Genomic DNA, 15370 nt, shown 5'->3' with positions numbered 1-15370 from the left:
TGCCGCCGTGCGCGTCCACGTGCGGGGTCATGGAGTCGCCGTTGCCGAGCGAGCCACGTCCGGGGGTTATTCCTGCTTCTTGCGCCGGCTGCCGAAGACGATCTCGTCCCAGCTGGGCACGGTGGCCCGGCGGCCGGGCCGGACGCCGTCCGCCTCGGCCTGCCGGTCGGTGGTGCCGACCAGGCGCTCGCGGTGCGGGGCGACGGCGCGCGGCATCAGGATGTCGGCGTAGGCCGAGCCCGCGCCGACCGCCGGGGCGGCGGCGGCCGGCTCCTCGCTCTCCTCGGCGACCTCGGCGGGCACCGGTTCGACCGGGGCGGGCCCGCCGACGGCGAGGTCGCCGCGGAAGGCCGGGACGACGTCGAGCAGGCTGGTCAGCGAGTCCCGGGCCTCGGCGGTGGCCTCGCGGGCCGACATGATTCGGTCGGCGGAGGGCCGGTCGATCATCGGGCGGGGCGGCCGGTCCTGGGGGAGCCGGGCGATCCGCGGGATGAACGGGAAGACCGAGTCCTCCTCGCGCTCGACCGACTCGCCGATCAGCGCACGGGCCTCGTCGTCGTTGGGCTGGACCAGGCGCCGGGGCGGGTCGTACGTCCAGGACGCACTGCGGCCCTCGCCGTCGGCACGGTAGGAGAGGATGACCTCCCAGGTGCCGTCGTCGCGCCGCCAGGAGTCCCAGCGCTCGGTGTCCTTCTCGGCGCCGCGCAGCGCGAGCCGCTCGGCGACGGCCTCGCCGAGCTGCGGCCCGGGGGACTCGCCGTTGCGGCGGATGGCGGTCTTGCGGGCGCGCTCGGCCATGAAGGCGCGTTCGGCGAGGACCGGTCCCTCGAAGCGGCGGACGCGGTCGACGGAGATCCCGGCGGCCTGGGCGACCTCCTCGGCGGAGGCACCGGCTCGTATCCGGGCCTGGATGTCCCGGGGGCGGAGGTGGCTCTCGACCTCGATCTCGATCTGGCCGAGGCGCGGCCGGTCGCCACGGATGGCGGCGCGCAGCCGCTCGTCGATGGGGAGGGTGTACTCCGTGCTGTCGGCAGCCTTGAGCACCAGCCGTGTGCCGTCGTTGCTGACGGCCACAACCCGCAGTTCGGGCACGGTTACCTCCCGGGTGGTGCCTGCCGACGTCACCTGCGTCGCTGCTCCCGTACTGAGTGTGGCCTGCCCACTCGCGACTGGCCACAACCTTGCTGAGTTCCCCGGCGTGTCGGGCTTACGCCCGGCCACACCGCTGTGGCACGGTTGCCTTTTTGCCACGTCATCCGTCGACGTCGCGCCTGGGTGTCCCGGCCGTCCTCGCACGCGGAGTGTTCGCGACGATCCGGGACCGGCGTCGCCGTGCGTGCCCGATCCGTGGCTCTTCGTCAAGCTGCCGGTGAAGGCACAGTCGACAAGTCGACCCAGGGCTCGGGCTTTACGAACAGTACTCCATTCGTGGCATCCGAAGGGGCGGCTCGCCGCTCAAGTCTCCCGCGATTCACGGGAATCTCAAGAGCGCGCACCCCCAACGGCGGACCATCGCCGGATGAACGGTGATCATCTTCACACAATCCGGGCGCGAAGAACCGCATTTTCGTCCCTTGTGTCCTTCTTTGGGCAAGATGGAGAGGCTTGTTCGAGTGACAGTCGTACGGACCGAGGGATGCTGATGTCGGAGCGGGGCCCCGCCGAGGAAGGCGGCAAGGAGGAGCGCAAGCGGATCGATCTGAGTGTGGCTCAGGTCGCGGCGAGCGCTCTGGCCACGGTGGTGGGCGCCCTGCTCGCCTCCGAACTCGGCGTGTACGGCACGATCATGGGCGCGGCGGTGGTCAGCATCGGGGCCACCACCGGCGGCGCGGTGTTCCAGCACCTGTTCCGGCGGACCGGCGAGCAGTTGCGCGGGGCGGTGGACCGCGGGCCGAACCAGACCGTGAACTCCCTGCGCCAGGTGCCGGCCGGGCCGGAGCCGGAGGCCGCGGCGCCGGTGATCACCTCGGAGTGGAACGAGCCGCAGGTGGTGCGGGCGCGTCGGCGGTGGGGCTGGAAGAGCTCGGCGGCGGTGTCCGGGCTGGTGTTCGTGCTGGCGATGACGCCGATCGTGGCGTTCGAGCTGGTCACCGGGCAGCCGGTGTCGGCGACGGTGAAGGGCGAGAGCGGCAGCGGGACGTCCTTCGGCGGCAGTTCGACGCCCAAGTCCTCCACGCCCGGGCCCTCGACACCGAAGGACGCTCCGGGGGACCGGCCGTCCGGCGGGGGCGGCGGGCGCGGCCCGGACGCCACGCCGTCCGGCGGCGCCTCGGCCCCGGCGACCACCCGGCCGGGCCGGGAGCCGAGCGCGACCCCGAGCGCCGGCACCGGCGGCCAGGGCGGCGACGCCTCGCCCTCGGCCGGTCCGGACGCGAGCCCGTCGGCCGGCGCCTCCCCGTCGGCGGGCGGCGGTGCCGGCGGCGGCAAGCCCACCGGCGACACCACGCCGAGGCCGCCGGCGACGAGCAACGCCCCGGCGAACGCGACGGTGGCCCCGCCGCCGGCCCAGACGCCCGCCTCCTAGGTCGGCCGGTCCGGCGGGCCAGGCGAGACCCGCCGGACCGGGCCGGTGCCTAGGCGCCCAGCACGCGCCGCAGGTAGTCGTTGCCGAACAGGCGCTGCGGGTCGACCTCGTCGCGCAGCGCCGTGAAGTCGCCGAAGTGCGGGTAGACGCCGGCCAGGTAGTCGGCGTCGCGGGTGTGCAGCTTGCCCCAGTGCGGGCGGCCCTGATGGGCGGTCATCAGCTGTTCCACGCCCGTGAAGTAGCCCTGGTCGCGGGTGCCCCGGTAGAGGTGGACGGCGATGTAGGCGGTGTCCCGGCCGGAGGCGGTGGAGAGCCAGAGGTCGTCGGCGGGGGCGAAGCGCACCTCCACCGGGAAGCCGACCTTCCAGTCGGAGCGTTCGACCAGGGCCTTCAGTTCGCGCAGCACCCCGGTGACGGCCGCCCGCGGCACGGCGTACTCCATCTCCACGAAGCGCACCTTGCGCGGGCTGGTGAACACCTTGTACGCGGTGTCGGTGTAGCTGCGGTCGGACCAGGCGCGGCTGGCGAGCGAAGCGATCGACGGGATGGAGCCGGGGAAGCGGCGGCCGACCCGGCAGGCGCCCTCCCAGACCGTGTTGGAGAGGAAGTCGTCCTCCAGCCACTCCTTGAAGCGGGGCAGCGGGGCGGCCGGTCCCTGGCTGCGGTTGTTGCGCTTGGTGGAGCAGCGGTCGGTGTGCGGGAACCAGTAGAACTCGAAGTGCTCGTTGACGGCGGTGAGGTCGTCGAGGCGTTCCAGCACCTCGTCGAAGGCCATCGGCTGCTCGTGCGCGGTGAGCAGGAAGGCCGGTTCGACGCCGAAGGTGAGCGCGGTGATCACGCCGAGGGCGCCGAGGCCGAGCCGGGCGCCCTGGAAGAGCCGGGGGTTCTCGGTGGGGGAGCAGTGCCGGACGGTGCCGTCGGCGAGCACGATCTCCAGGGCGCGGATCTGGGCGGCGAGCGAGCCGGAGTCGCGGCCGGTGCCGTGGGTGCCGGTGCTGGTGGCGCCGGCGACGGTCTGGACCTCGATGTCGCCCATGTTGGTGAGGGCGAGGCCCTCGGCGGCGAGGACCCGGTTGAGGCGGCTGAGCGGGAGTCCGGACTCGACGGTGACGGTGCCCGCCTCGCGGTCGATCGCGCGGACCGCGGTGAGCGCGTGGGGCCGCAGCAGCAGGCCGTCGCCGGCCGAGGCGATCGCGGTGAAGGAGTGGCCGGAGCCGACGGCCTTGACGGTGCGGCCCTGGTCGGCGGCGCGCCGGATCTCCCTGGCCAGTTCCTCCACGGTGCCGGGGGTGGCGGTCCGGGCCGGGTGGGCGCTCTGGTTCCCGGCCCAGTTGGTCCACCGGGTGGGGGTCGCGGTGCTGGCCTGGGGCATTGCGCTGCCTCCTGCTGCCTGGCCGAACGGGTCGGCGCGTCCGGGGCGGCGGGGCCGCCGACAGGGCCCGTCCGCGGCGTCCGGAGGCGGGCCCTACCCGTGGGTAGGGCCACGGGTAGGGCGAGATTAGTCAGTTCACTGTTCGACGTCTACGGGTCGATCGACCGTTCCGGAGGGCATTTCGACGGGTTGCGCGGCGGTGAGCCCGGTGCGCAGCCGGCCCAGTCCGGCGAGGGCGGCGAACACGCCGAGGACTCCGGCGGTGAGCGGCACCCAGTAGCCCGCGGCGGCTCCGGAGGCGTCGATCACCCAGCCTGCGGCGGAGGAGCCGGTCGCGACGCCGAGGGCGAGGCCGGTGGTGGTCCAGGTCATGCCCTCGGTGAGCTGGGCGGCCGGGACGAGCCGTTCGACCAGGGCCATCGCGGTGATCAGGGTGGGGGAGATGGCGATGCCGGCGACCAGCAGGGCGGCGCCGACCGCGACCAGTCCGCCGATGCCGCTGACCGCGTGCGCGACCAGGACCAGCGGCACCATGCTGAGCGCCATGAACAGCACGCCGAGGAAGAACCGCTTGGCCATCGGGCCGGCGGGCTTGAGCGCGCCGAAGACCACCCCGGCCAGGCAGGAGCCGAGCGCCCACAAGGCGAGGATCACGCTGGAGACCGGCTTGTGCCCCTGGGCCTCGGCGAAGGCGACGGTGACCACCTCGACCGAGCCGAAGATCGCGCCGGTCGCGACGAAGGTGAGGATCAGCACCTGGAGGCCGCGGTTGGTGATCACCGAGCGGCCCTGCTGCCGGGCGGCCTCGTGCACCGGCGGCTCGGTGGAGCGCTGGCCGGCGAAAAGCAGCACGCCGAGGGCGAGGAAGATCCCGGCGAGCAGCACACCGGCCTCGGGGAAGACCGAGGTGGCCAGGCCGATGGAGAGGATCGGGCCGACGATGAAGCAGACCTCGTCGACCACGGCCTCGAAGGAGTAGGCGGTGTGCAGCTCGTCGGCGTCCTCGCGGTAGAGGTGCGCCCAGCGGGCGCGGACCATCGCGCCGGTGCTCGGCATGACGCCCATGCCGGCGGCGAAGACGAACAGCGTCCAGTCCGGGGCGTTCAGCCGGGCGCAGAGCAGCAGGCCGACGACGGCGCCGATGGTGAGGGCCATCGCCGGGACGATGATCTTCGCCTGGCCGTGCCGGTCGACCAACCGGGAGACCTGGGGGCCGAGGATCGCGGCGGAGACGGCGAGGGTGGCGGAGACCAGTCCGGCCACGCCGTACGAGCCGCGTAGCTGGGACAGCATCGTCACGATGCCGATGCCGGTCATGGAGATCGGCAGTCGGGAGACGAAGCCGGTCGAGGAGAAGGCCACGGTGCCGGGCGCGGCGAATATTCGGCGGTAGCTGGACAGCACGGGAGCTCCGGGCAGGGAGTAAGGAACAACGCTGGTCAACACAGCTTACGTATGTTGGCAAACGTTATTTTCCGGACGCCCGCGCGGCCCCGGCGTCCGGGTCCGGCGCCTCAGTGGCAGGATCGGTGCCATGTCCGACGCGCGCAAAACCGCACCCTCCGGCGCCGCCCCGTACGACGCCCTGCTGCTGCTGTCCTTCGGCGGGCCCGAGGCCCCCGAGGACGTCGTCCCGTTCCTGGAGAACGTCACCCGGGGCCGCGGCATCCCGAAGGAACGGCTGAAGGAGGTGGGCAAGCACTACTTCCTGTTCGGCGGGGTCAGCCCGATCAACGAGCAGAACCGCGAGCTGCTCGCCGCGCTGCGCAAGGACTTCGCCGAGCACGGACTGGACCTGCCGGTGTACTGGGGCAACCGGAACTGGGCCCCGTACCTGGTGGACACCCTGCGCGAGCTGGCCGCGGACGGCCACCGCCGGATCGCGGTGCTGGCCACCAGCGCCTACGCCGGCTACTCGGGCTGCCGCCAGTACCGGGAGAACCTGGCCGACGCGCTGGCCGTCCTCGCCGAGGAGGGCCGCCCGGCGCCGACCGTCGACAAGCTGCGGCACTTCTACAACCACCCCGGCTTCGTCGGGCCGATGATCGACGCCACCCTGGCCGCGCTGGCCGAACTCCCGGCCGCGGTCCGGAGCGGCGCCCGGCTGGCCTTCACCACCCACTCCATCCCGGACGCGATGGCGGAGACCTCCGGAGCCCCGGACGACCCGGCCCGCGGCACGCCCGGCGGCGCCTACGTGGCCGAGCACCTGGACGTGGCCCGGCTGGTGGCCGCCGCCGTCGCCGAGCGCACCGGCGTGGCCGACCGGCCGTGGCAGCTGGTGTTCCAGAGCCGCAGCGGCGCCCCGCACATCCCGTGGCTGGAACCCGACATCTGCGACCACCTGGAGGCCCAGCACGCCGACGGCGCGCCCGCCGTGGTGATGGTCCCGATCGGCTTCGTCTCGGACCACATGGAGGTCAGGTACGACCTCGACACCGAGGCCGTCGCCAAGGCCGCCGAACTGGGCCTGCCGGTCTCCCGGGCGGCCACCGTCGGCGCCGACCCGCGGTTCACCGCCGCGGTGCGCGAACTCGTCCTGGAGCGGGCCGCCGTCGAGCGCGGCGAGGGCGCGACCCGCTGCGCCCTGGGCGCCCTCGGCCCCAGCCACGACGTGTGCGCGGTGGCCTGCTGCCCCAACCCGCGCGCCCCCCGCCCGGCCGCCGCAGAGCGCTGACCCCTCCCGGAGGAGAATCCCGTGACCATCCCCGCCCTGCCCGACGACCGGCTCCTCGACGACCTGCTGGACGTCGCCCTGGACGCGGCCCGGCAGGCCGGTGCCCTGCTCCGCGACGGCCGTCCCGCCGACCTCGGCGTGGCCGGCACCAAGAGCAGCCCGGTCGACGTGGTCACCGAGATGGACCTCGCCTCCGAGAAGCTCGTGGTGGAGCTGATCGCCGACCGCCGCCCCGAGGACGGCTACCTCGGCGAGGAGGGCGCCGAGCGCCCCGGCACCAGCGGGGTGCGCTGGGTGGTCGACCCGCTCGACGGCACGGTCAACTACCTGTACGGGCTGCCCTCCTGGGCGGTCAGCGTGGCCGCCGAGGTGGACGGCCGGGCCGTCGTGGGGGTGGTGTACGCCCCGGCGCGCGGGGAGATGTTCCACGCCGTGCTGGGCCGCGGCGCCCGTCTGGACGGCCGGCCGCTCTCCGCCCGCCCGGCTCCGCCCTGGGGCCAGGCGCTGATCGCCACCGGCTTCAACTACGTCCAGCCGGTGCGGGTGCGCCAGGCCGAGGTGCTGCTCGCCCTGATGCCCGAGGTGCGGGACATCCGCCGGGGCGGGGCGGCCGCGGTGGACCTCTGCGACGTGGCCGCCGGGCGGCTGGACGGCTACTACGAGCGCGGCCTCGCCCCCTGGGACCGCGCGGCCGGCTGCCTGATCGCCACCGAGGCGGGCGCCCTGGTCGGCGGCCGACCCGGGCACGGCCCGGACGGCGCGCTGACCGTGGCCGCCGCCCCGGGGGTGTACCAGCCGCTGCAGGAGCGGCTGGCCGCGCTGCGCGCCTGGGCGGACTGAGGACGGCTCCGGCCCCGCAGTCCCCGGCGCCGCGGTCCCTGGCCCTGCCGTCTCGGCCCGACAGCCCTCGGCCCCGTCCGGTAACTCCGGACGGGGGCCGGGCGCACTCCCCGTGAACGGTTCGGGAACCCGCAGCCCGGCCGGGCATGCGAAGAGCCCTGGCACACGGGGGATGCCAGGGCCTGGGTTTTCGCACGGCCCCCGCAGGGCCGCTGGTGCCGGAGGACCGGCGTCGGGTCAGGCGGCGGTGCGGTGGCGGTCCAGCACGGTGTCCACACCGTGCTCGGCGGCGAGACGACGGAGGTCGTCCAGCTCGGACTGCTCCACCTCGGCGAGGAACTCGTCCCCGGCCTCGATCGCGCGGTGCAGGTCCTGCTCGGCGTTGGCTATGCGCTGCAGGATTCCGGCCTTGAAGGCGTCCATACGGGCCCCCTTACTGTGTCGGACGTGCACGGTCGTGCGCTCTCCGCCCCGAGGAGGGTCCAGCCGGTGAATGCGCCCGGGCCGGCAGACGATGGATCCCCGGTCGAGCGCGGAGACGGCCTTCGGCCGCTCCCGGTGACGTCCCAGCCCCAGGGCCGGCGCGGATGAACGCACGGCGGGTGGGTGCGATCGGCCGAGGGCCAGATCGCGGGTGTGCAGCTGTCCTCCCCGCCCCGGAGGCCGGGAAACCTCCCGGCCGAAGAAAGTTGCCCGTGTCACAGTCCAAGCGGAACCGTCCCGACACGAACGGTCACCGCCGCACGGCGGGGGCTCCTGCCCGACGGGCAGCTTATCGCTGCTTTACCGCAGGACCAGGCAGGATGGAGGCACCGTCGGAGCCGTGCGTCCGCTTCCGGGGCCGGCCTGGAGAAGGGACAACGACCGTGCGGGTTCTCGTCGTCGAGGACGAGCAGCTGCTTGCCGAGGCCGTCGCGACCGGCCTGCGCCGCGAGGCGATGGCCGTCGACGTGGTGTACGACGGGGAGGCCGCGCTCCAGCGCATCGCGGTCAACGACTACGACGTGGTGGTCCTGGACCGGGACCTCCCGCTGGTCCACGGCGACGACGTCTGCCGCAAGGTGGTCGAGCAGGGCCTGGCGACCCGGGTGATCATGCTGACCGCCTCCGGCGACATCAGCGATCGGGTCGAGGGCCTGGAGATCGGCGCCGACGACTACCTTCCGAAGCCGTTCGCCTTCAGCGAACTCGTCGCCCGGGTCAGGGCGCTGGGCCGCCGCGCGACCATCCCGCTGCCCCCGGTGCTGGAGCGGGCCGGCATCTCGCTCGACCCCGGCCGGCGCGAGGTGATCCGCGACGGGCGCACCGTCCAGCTCGCCCCCAAGGAGTTCGCCGTCCTGGAGGTGCTGATGCGGGCCGGCGGTGCCGTCGTCTCCGCCGAGCAGCTCCTGGAGAAGGCCTGGGACGAGCACACCGACCCGTTCACCAACGTCGTGCGGGTCACCGTGATGACGCTGCGCCGCAAGCTCGGCGACCCGCCGGTGATCGTCACCGTGCCCGGCTCCGGCTACCGGATCTGACCCGACGGACCTGACCGGATCCGACCCCAGGAATCTGCCCCCGAGGATTCCCGCCGTACCCAGCGCCCGCCCCGGCGGACGCCCGAGAGGACCATCATGACCACCCCGCCCCCGGCTGGCGGGCCCTCCGGCGCGTCCGCCGGCGGCCCGCGTGCCGTACCGCCCAAGCCCGCACACCCCCCGCGCGCGTCCCGGCCGCACCGGCCGCACCACGAGGCGTACGTGCCCGGTGACGGCATGCTCGCCTGGCTGCCGTTCCGCCCCACCATCCGGATTCGCCTCACGCTGCTCTACGGCGGGATGTTCCTGATGGCCGGCGTGGTGCTCCTGCTGCTGATGTACTTCTTCGTCCAGGAGGCGCTGAACTACGTGGCGCCGCCGAAGTTCGACTTCGCGGTCGTCGATCCCAACACCGGCCGGATCTCCAACACCTTCAGCGTCGGCGGCGTGCCGATGAACAGCGACCAGCTCAACCAGCTGATCGCCGGGCGGCACGAGACGGCCTCGTCCGTCGCCGCCAACACGCTGCTGCGCAAGTCTCTCACCGTCCTCGTCTGCCTCGCCGTGATCGCCTTCGCGGCCGGCTACGCGATGGCCGGCCGGGTGCTGCGCCCGCTCGGCCGGATCACCCGCGCCGCCCGTGACGTGGCCTCCTCCGACCTGCACCGCCGGATCGAGCTGGACGGCCCGGACGACGAGCTCAAGGAGCTCGCCGACACCTTCGACGACATGCTGGACCGGCTGGACCGCTCCTTCGACTCCCAGCGCCGCTTCGTCGCCAACGCCTCGCACGAGCTGCGCACCCCGCTGGCGATCAACCGCACCCTGCTGGAGGTCCAGCTCTCCGACCCGGCCGCCTCGGCCGACCTCCAGCAGCTCGGCAAGACCCTGCTGGCCACCAACGAGCGCAGCGAGCAGCTGGTGGAGGGGCTGCTGCTGCTCGCCCGCAGCGAGAACGAGCTGACCGACCGCCGCGCGGTCGAGCTGTCCGAGGTGGCCACCCGGGCGCTGGAGCAGACCCGGGGCGAGGCCGACAAGCGCGAGGTCGAGCTGCGGTCGAAGCTCGACCCGGCGGTGGTCGCGGGCAACGGCGTGCTGCTGGAGCGGCTCGCGCTCAACCTGCTGCAGAACGCCGTCCGCTACAACACCCCGGGCGGGTGGGTCGAGCTGGCCACCGCCACGGTGCCGGGCGGCGGCGAACTGGTGGTCTCCAACACCGGCCCGGTGGTGCCCGGGTACGAGCTGGAGCACATCTTCGAGCCGTTCCGCCGGGTCAAGGGGGCCGACCGCACCCGCAGCGACAAGGGGGTCGGGCTCGGCCTGTCCATCGTCCGCTCGGTGGTGCGCGCCCACGGCGGCACCGTCGAGGCCACCCCGCGCGCCGGGGGCGGCCTCACCATGCGGGTGCGCATCCCCGCGCCCTAGGAGCCCGGCAGCCCCACAAGTGCGCTGGTCGCCGCCGCGTTCCGTGGGCGACCCTTCTCAGCCGCCCCCGTCAGGCCCGTCAAGACGACATAAGGCCTGGCGGGGGCGGCTTGTCATTTCCGCCCCGGGCAACTTACGGTGTCGTAACCTACGCAACCGTAAGTGCGACCGCCGGTGCGTCCGCCGACGGCTCCGAAACGACGCGTGCCCGCCCAACGCGCCCGTCCCGCGCGTATCCGTCCCCCAGGAGCAAGACCGTGACCATCGCCCCTGTGCAGAGCAGCCCCTCGCTCGGAACGAGCGGCTGGACCGATACGCGGCTGATCCTCGCCCTCGAGGAGGTCGTGGAGAAGGAGCTCGACCGCCACCTCGCGGTGGCCAAGGAGTGGATGCCGCACGAGTTCGTCCCGTGGAGCCGCGGCCGCGACTTCGACGGCGTGCTGGGCGGCGAGGCCTGGAGCCTCGACCAGTCGCAGGTGACCCCGCTGGGCCGGGTCTCGCTGGTGGTGAACCTGCTGACCGAGGACAACCTCCCCAGCTACCACCACGAGATCGCGACCATGTTCGGTCGCGAGGGCGCCTGGGGGACCTGGGTGCACCGCTGGACCGCCGAGGAGGGCCGGCACGGGATAGCCATTCGCGACTTCCTGCTCGCCACCCGGGCCGTCGACCCGGTGGAGCTGGAGCGGGCGCGGATGAACCACATGTCGGAGGGCTTCGAGTCCGACAACGCGCACAGCATGCTGCACTCGGTCGCGTACGTGGCCTTCCAGGAGCTGGCCACCCGCATCTCGCACCGGAACACCGGCAAGTACGCCGGGGACCCGCTGTGCGAGCAGCTGCTGGCGAAGATCGCCAACGACGAGAACCTGCACATGGTCTTCTACCGGAACCTGCTGAAGGCCGCCCTGGAGATCGCCCCGGACCAGGCCATGCGGGCCGTCGCCGACGTGGTCACCAACTTCCGGATGCCCGGGCACGGGATCCCCGGGTTCGAGCGCGCCGCCGCCCAGATCGCCCTCGGCGGGGTGTACAACCTCCGCATCCACCACGACGACGTGCTGCAGCCCGTGCTGCGGAACCTCCGGGTGATGGAGGTCGGCGGACTCGGCCCGGAGGGTCTGCTGGCGCAGAACGAGCTGGGAGTCTTCCTGGACGGGCTGGACGGGCAGGCGCGCAAGTTCGAGGAGCGGCAGGCCGCCCTGCTGGCCCGCCGCGAGGCCCGCCGGAACGCCGGCTAGGGCGCCCCCCGGGGCGCTCCCGCCCGGCCGCCGCGCCCCCTGATCGAGGGGGCGGAGTGGGTGGATTTTCCGTGATTTGCCCTGGAAGATTCTGAACGTGACCAAGCTCACACCGTGTCGCTCCACGATGTCGACCGACCTCGGAGAGTGATCACCCCATCGGGGACACCGATCGCCGTCCGTGACCGGAATTCGGCCTACCGCCGGTCTGCGGGATCGCTCGGTGTCCCTGGTGGGCACGGGATTTGACGGACACCAGTACGGCCCGCGCTCACTGTGAGTCGCTGCTCCGAGAGGGTCGCGACGGGTCGGTGATGGCCCAGCGTGAGGCCTTTCGCGCCCCGGAGGATCACCCCAACGGAGCCCTGGCTGAGTGTCGATTGAGTAACAGGGCTTGAAGTAAGGCAAAATCTCCGCCTCGGGTCGGGCACAAGACCGACCCCCCATGCGTTACGTGCGCTGGAGATACCGCACACACCGCACAACCCGGAGGGGGAGAGCGAAAAATGGCAACCGACTACGACACCCCACGCAAGACCGACGACGAGCTCAACGAAGACAGCATCGAGGAGCTCAAGGCACGGCGGAACGACAAGGGCGGCGGCTCGGTCGACGTCGACGAGTTCGACGCCGCCGAGGGAATGGAGCTGCCCGGCGCCGACCTCTCGAACGAGGAACTCGCCGTCCGCGTGCTGCCGAAGCAGGCCGACGAGTTCACCTGCATGAGCTGCTTCCTGGTCCACCACCGCAGCCAGCTCTACAGCGAGAAGAACGGCAACCCGATCTGCCGGGACTGCGGCGCCTGAGCACCGCAGCGGACAGCGCCAGGTACCCGTGGCTCCCGCGGGACCGGCACACCGCCCCTTCCGGCCCCGGGCAGCGGGGCCGGACGGCAGGTCCGCGGTCCGTCCTGGCGGACGGACCCGGGAGGACGGAGTCGGTCGGCCGTGCGCCGACCGGGACAAAGTCGTAGGGACGGTCCCGCAGCAGCGGAACCGTCCCTCTCGGTCTTTCCGGACCAGGCTCGTCGGGAGGACGGGCCCTAGGTGCGGGCGCCGCGCCGGGCCTCCTCCAGCGCCTCGGCCAGCTTCATCGGCGAGCGGGTCGACAGGTAGAGGTAGGGCGTCGGGTCGGCCGGGTCGCTCACCTCGACCCGCAGTGCCGTCGGGACGTAGCTGCGCAGCAGCATGAAGGCGCGGGGATCGGCCTTCGGACCGCGCCAGGCCGCCGCCTCGGCGGGGCTCAGCGCCTGGGCGGCGCCCAGCGCGTCCACCGGGATCCGGGCCGGTCCGGCCACCAGCGAGCCCTGCACCACCCGGATCCGGGCCGAGCCGTAGCTGCTGATCGCCACCGCGCCGGCGGCGATGCCGACCACCAGACCGACCAGGGCGGCCAGACCGCCGACCCGGATCAGGATCAGCGCGAGGGTCAGACCGACTGCGACCGGGAGCAGCCACCAGGAGCGCGGCACCGTGAGGCGTTCGTCGTACATGCCCTCCATTGTGGGCGCCCTGACGCCCGGGGCGGTACGCCACCCCCACCGGAGGCCTTGCTACCCCTGGGTAGGCTGGGGAGCCGTGACCGGTACGACGACCCCCACCACCCCCACCGACGGGGCGGCGCGCGTACTGCCGCCGACCCCGACCACTCCGCCGCCGGACGCCGTGCTCCCGGAGCGCCACCCCCAGGCGCCCGCCCCCGGCACCCACCTCGGCTCCCACTACGAACACTGCTTCGGCTGCGGCCCGCTGCACCCCGGCGGCCTGCGGATCGACGCGGTCGCGGGCGAGGGCCTGGACGTCACGGCCGAGTTCGCCGTCCGGGACGTCCACCAGGGCGGCCCCGGGCTGGCCCACGGCGGCCTGTTGACGACGGCGATGGACGAGACCCTCGGAACCCTGAACTGGCTGCTGCACGCCCCCGCCGTGACCGGCCGGCTGGAGACCGACTTCCTCAGCCCGGTGCCCGTCGACTCGGTGCTGCACCTGCGCGCCTGGATCACCGGGGTGCACGGCCGGAAGATCTACAGCGCCGCCGAGGCGCGGATCGGCGGCCCGGACGGACCGGTCGCCGTGCGTGCTCAGGCACTCTTCATCCAGGTGAAGCTGGAACACTTCACCACGCACGGTCGTCCCGAGGACATCGAGAAGGTCCTCGACGACCCGGATCTGATGAAGCGCGCACGAGCCTTTGAGGTGAACCCTTGAGCGAGACCCCCCGTCCCCAGCTGGACGTCCTGATCAAGCGCATCGACGCCGAGCTGCCGCTGCCCGAGTACGCGCAGCCCGGGGACGCCGGCGCCGACCTGCGGACCACCGTCGACGCCGAGCTGGCCCCCGGCGAGCGGGCGGTGCTGCCCACGGGCGTCGCCATCGCGCTGCCGGACGGCTACGCGGCCTTCGTCCACCCGCGCTCCGGGCTGGCAGCTCGTTGCGGAGTTGCTCTCGTGAACGCCCCGGGGACGGTCGATGCCGGGTACCGTGGAGAGATCAAGGTGATCGTCGTCAATCTGGACCCGCGCGAGGGGGTCAGCTTCCGCCGAGGGGACCGGATCGCCCAGCTGGTGATCCAGCAGGTCGAGAAGGCCCGTTTCCACGAGGTGGCCGAGCTGCCTGGGTCGGCACGTGCCGAGGGCGGGTTCGGGTCGACCGGCGGCCACGCCGCGGTCTAGCATTCCCGCGGCCTCGCAGGAAGCCGAGCAGGTATTCGCATCGGTCTTGGACCGGGAAGGACAGTGACCGTGTTCCGTCGTCGCCAGAAGAGCGAGGACGCTGTCGAGCAGCTCGCCGACGACGCCATCAGCGCCGACGAGACGGCCGATGACGTCGAAGGTTCCGCCGAGAGCGAGAACGTGACCGAGCTGGACCCGGCCGACAAGGTCGGCCTGCCGCCGGCCCCGCGGCCGGACGGCCCGTGGGACCACACCGAGCTGGAGACCCCGGAGGAGGGGCGAGTCGACCTCGGGGGTCTGCTGGTCCCCGGCGTCGAGGGCATGGAGCTGCGCGTCGAGGTCGCCGGTGACGCGATCGTCGCCGCCACCCTGGTGCTCGGCAACAGCGCCATCCAGCTGCAGGCCTTCGCGGCCCCGAAGTCGGAGGGCATCTGGGGGGAGGTCCGTGAGGAGATCGCCAACGGCATCACCTCGCAGGGCGGCCTGATCGAGGAGGAGGAGGGCCCGCTGGGCTGGCACCTCCGCGCCCAGGTCCCGGTGCAGCTCCCGGACGGCACTCAGGGCGTGCAGCTGGTGCGCTTCGTCGGGTGTGACGGACCGCGCTGGTTCCTGCGCGGCGTGATCTCGGGCCAGGCCGCCGTGCAGCCCGAGATGGCCGGCATCCTGGAGCAGGTCTTCCGGCAGACCGTCGTGGTGCGGGGGGAGACCCCGATGGCGCCCCGCGACCCGATCGTGCTGAAGCTCCCCGAGGACGCCCAGATGGTGGCCGACGGCGGCGGCGCCGTGGCCGCCGCAGGTGAGGGCGAGAACCGCTACGGCTCGCTCGACCCGTTCGCGCGCGGCCCGGAGATCACCGAGGTCCGCTGACCCCGGACCGCTCGTTCCGCGTCTGCATCGCCTCCGCCCGGACTGCCGGGCGGAGGCGATTTGCATGTGGCGGGCCGGTCACCGTACAGTTCCGGAGTCGCCGCGGGAGACCGGGGAGACAAAGCGGAAAGCGAATCCGATGAATGAAACTCCGGAAAACGGAGCGGAAAACATCTGATAAGCTGGAAACACGAAAGAACGAAGCGCCCGGAGGGCCCGCTGGAAGGCGGTCC

The 15370-nt window shown here is 73.0% G+C and carries 15 protein-coding genes; 10 read left to right on the top strand and 5 right to left on the bottom strand.

Going from position 1 to position 15370, the window contains the following annotated elements; genetic code table 11:
• Positions 1–66 precede the first annotated feature (66 nt).
• Positions 67–1125 carry a septation protein SepH gene (gene sepH / locus AB0O91_RS40340; RefSeq protein WP_363444265.1) on the bottom strand — a complete coding sequence of 353 codons (1059 nt, stop codon included), beginning with the start codon at positions 1123–1125 and terminating at the stop codon, positions 67–69.
• Between the two features lie 511 nt (positions 1126–1636).
• Between sepH and AB0O91_RS40335 the strand changes: the two genes are divergently transcribed.
• Positions 1637–2524 (top strand): hypothetical protein, encoded by an 888-nt coding sequence (locus tag AB0O91_RS40335; protein ID WP_363444262.1) that lies wholly within the window; start codon positions 1637–1639, stop codon positions 2522–2524.
• A 49-nt stretch (positions 2525–2573) separates the two neighbouring features.
• Here AB0O91_RS40335 and AB0O91_RS40330 read toward each other — a convergent pair whose 3' ends face one another.
• Both AB0O91_RS40330 and AB0O91_RS40325 read right to left on the bottom strand, forming a co-directional pair.
• Positions 2574–3896 carry a D-arabinono-1,4-lactone oxidase gene (locus AB0O91_RS40330; protein WP_363444259.1) on the bottom strand — a complete coding sequence of 441 codons (1323 nt, stop codon included), beginning with the start codon at positions 3894–3896 and terminating at the stop codon, positions 2574–2576.
• A 135-nt stretch (positions 3897–4031) separates the two neighbouring features.
• Positions 4032–5300 carry an MFS transporter gene (locus tag AB0O91_RS40325; RefSeq protein ID WP_363444256.1) on the bottom strand — a complete coding sequence of 423 codons (1269 nt, stop codon included), beginning with the start codon at positions 5298–5300 and terminating at the stop codon, positions 4032–4034.
• A 130-nt stretch (positions 5301–5430) separates the two neighbouring features.
• Here AB0O91_RS40325 and AB0O91_RS40320 point away from each other — a divergent pair, with 130 nt between their 5' ends.
• Entirely contained in the window at positions 5431–6573 is a 1143-nt protein-coding gene (locus AB0O91_RS40320; protein ID WP_363444253.1) for a ferrochelatase, read from the top strand.
• A gap of 27 nt (positions 6574–6600) precedes the next feature.
• Positions 6601–7413: an inositol monophosphatase family protein gene (locus tag AB0O91_RS40315; protein ID WP_363444274.1), complete on the top strand. Its 813-nt coding sequence runs from the start codon at positions 6601–6603 to the stop codon at positions 7411–7413.
• A 237-nt stretch (positions 7414–7650) separates the two neighbouring features.
• Here AB0O91_RS40315 and AB0O91_RS40310 read toward each other — a convergent pair whose 3' ends face one another.
• Entirely contained in the window at positions 7651–7836 is a 186-nt protein-coding gene (locus tag AB0O91_RS40310) for a hypothetical protein (protein ID WP_030285471.1), read from the bottom strand.
• 443 nt (positions 7837–8279) lie between these two features.
• Here AB0O91_RS40310 and AB0O91_RS40305 point away from each other — a divergent pair, with 443 nt between their 5' ends.
• The 4 genes from AB0O91_RS40305 to AB0O91_RS40290 all read left to right on the top strand — a co-directional run bounded on the left by AB0O91_RS40305 (position 8280) and on the right by AB0O91_RS40290 (position 12405).
• A complete protein-coding gene (locus AB0O91_RS40305) occupies positions 8280–8933 on the top strand; it encodes a response regulator transcription factor (RefSeq protein WP_030057689.1) in 654 nt (217 codons plus the stop codon).
• 237 nt (positions 8934–9170) lie between these two features.
• Entirely contained in the window at positions 9171–10358 is a 1188-nt protein-coding gene (locus tag AB0O91_RS40300) for a HAMP domain-containing sensor histidine kinase (protein ID WP_363444271.1), read from the top strand.
• Positions 10359–10615: 257 nt separating this feature from the next.
• Positions 10616–11599, top strand: a complete 984-nt coding sequence (locus AB0O91_RS40295) for an acyl-ACP desaturase (protein ID WP_363444250.1) — start codon at positions 10616–10618, stop codon at positions 11597–11599.
• Between the two features lie 506 nt (positions 11600–12105).
• Positions 12106–12405 carry a DUF4193 domain-containing protein gene (locus AB0O91_RS40290; protein ID WP_030057692.1) on the top strand — a complete coding sequence of 100 codons (300 nt, stop codon included), beginning with the start codon at positions 12106–12108 and terminating at the stop codon, positions 12403–12405.
• A gap of 236 nt (positions 12406–12641) precedes the next feature.
• Here AB0O91_RS40290 and AB0O91_RS40285 read toward each other — a convergent pair whose 3' ends face one another.
• A complete protein-coding gene (locus tag AB0O91_RS40285; protein WP_030285481.1) occupies positions 12642–13100 on the bottom strand; it encodes a DUF3093 domain-containing protein in 459 nt (152 codons plus the stop codon).
• 127 nt (positions 13101–13227) lie between these two features.
• On the opposite strand from AB0O91_RS40285, the gene AB0O91_RS40280 reads away from it, so the two are divergent.
• The 3 genes from AB0O91_RS40280 (at position 13228) to AB0O91_RS40270 (ending at position 15137) form a co-directional block, all read left to right on the top strand.
• Positions 13228–13806 (top strand): PaaI family thioesterase, encoded by a 579-nt coding sequence (locus AB0O91_RS40280; RefSeq protein WP_363444268.1) that lies wholly within the window; start codon positions 13228–13230, stop codon positions 13804–13806.
• Entirely contained in the window at positions 13803–14270 is a 468-nt protein-coding gene (dut, locus tag AB0O91_RS40275) for a dUTP diphosphatase (protein ID WP_363444247.1), read from the top strand. Before AB0O91_RS40280 ends, dut begins: the two co-directional genes overlap by 4 nt.
• Before the next feature lie 69 nt (positions 14271–14339).
• Positions 14340–15137 (top strand): DUF3710 domain-containing protein, encoded by a 798-nt coding sequence (locus tag AB0O91_RS40270; RefSeq protein ID WP_363444244.1) that lies wholly within the window; start codon positions 14340–14342, stop codon positions 15135–15137.
• The last annotated feature ends 233 nt before the right edge of the window (positions 15138–15370 follow it).

This window comes from Kitasatospora sp. NPDC089797, assembly GCF_040684795.1.
GTDB lineage: Bacteria > Actinomycetota > Actinomycetes > Streptomycetales > Streptomycetaceae > Kitasatospora.
This window is presented reverse-complemented; position numbering and strand designations above follow the sequence as displayed.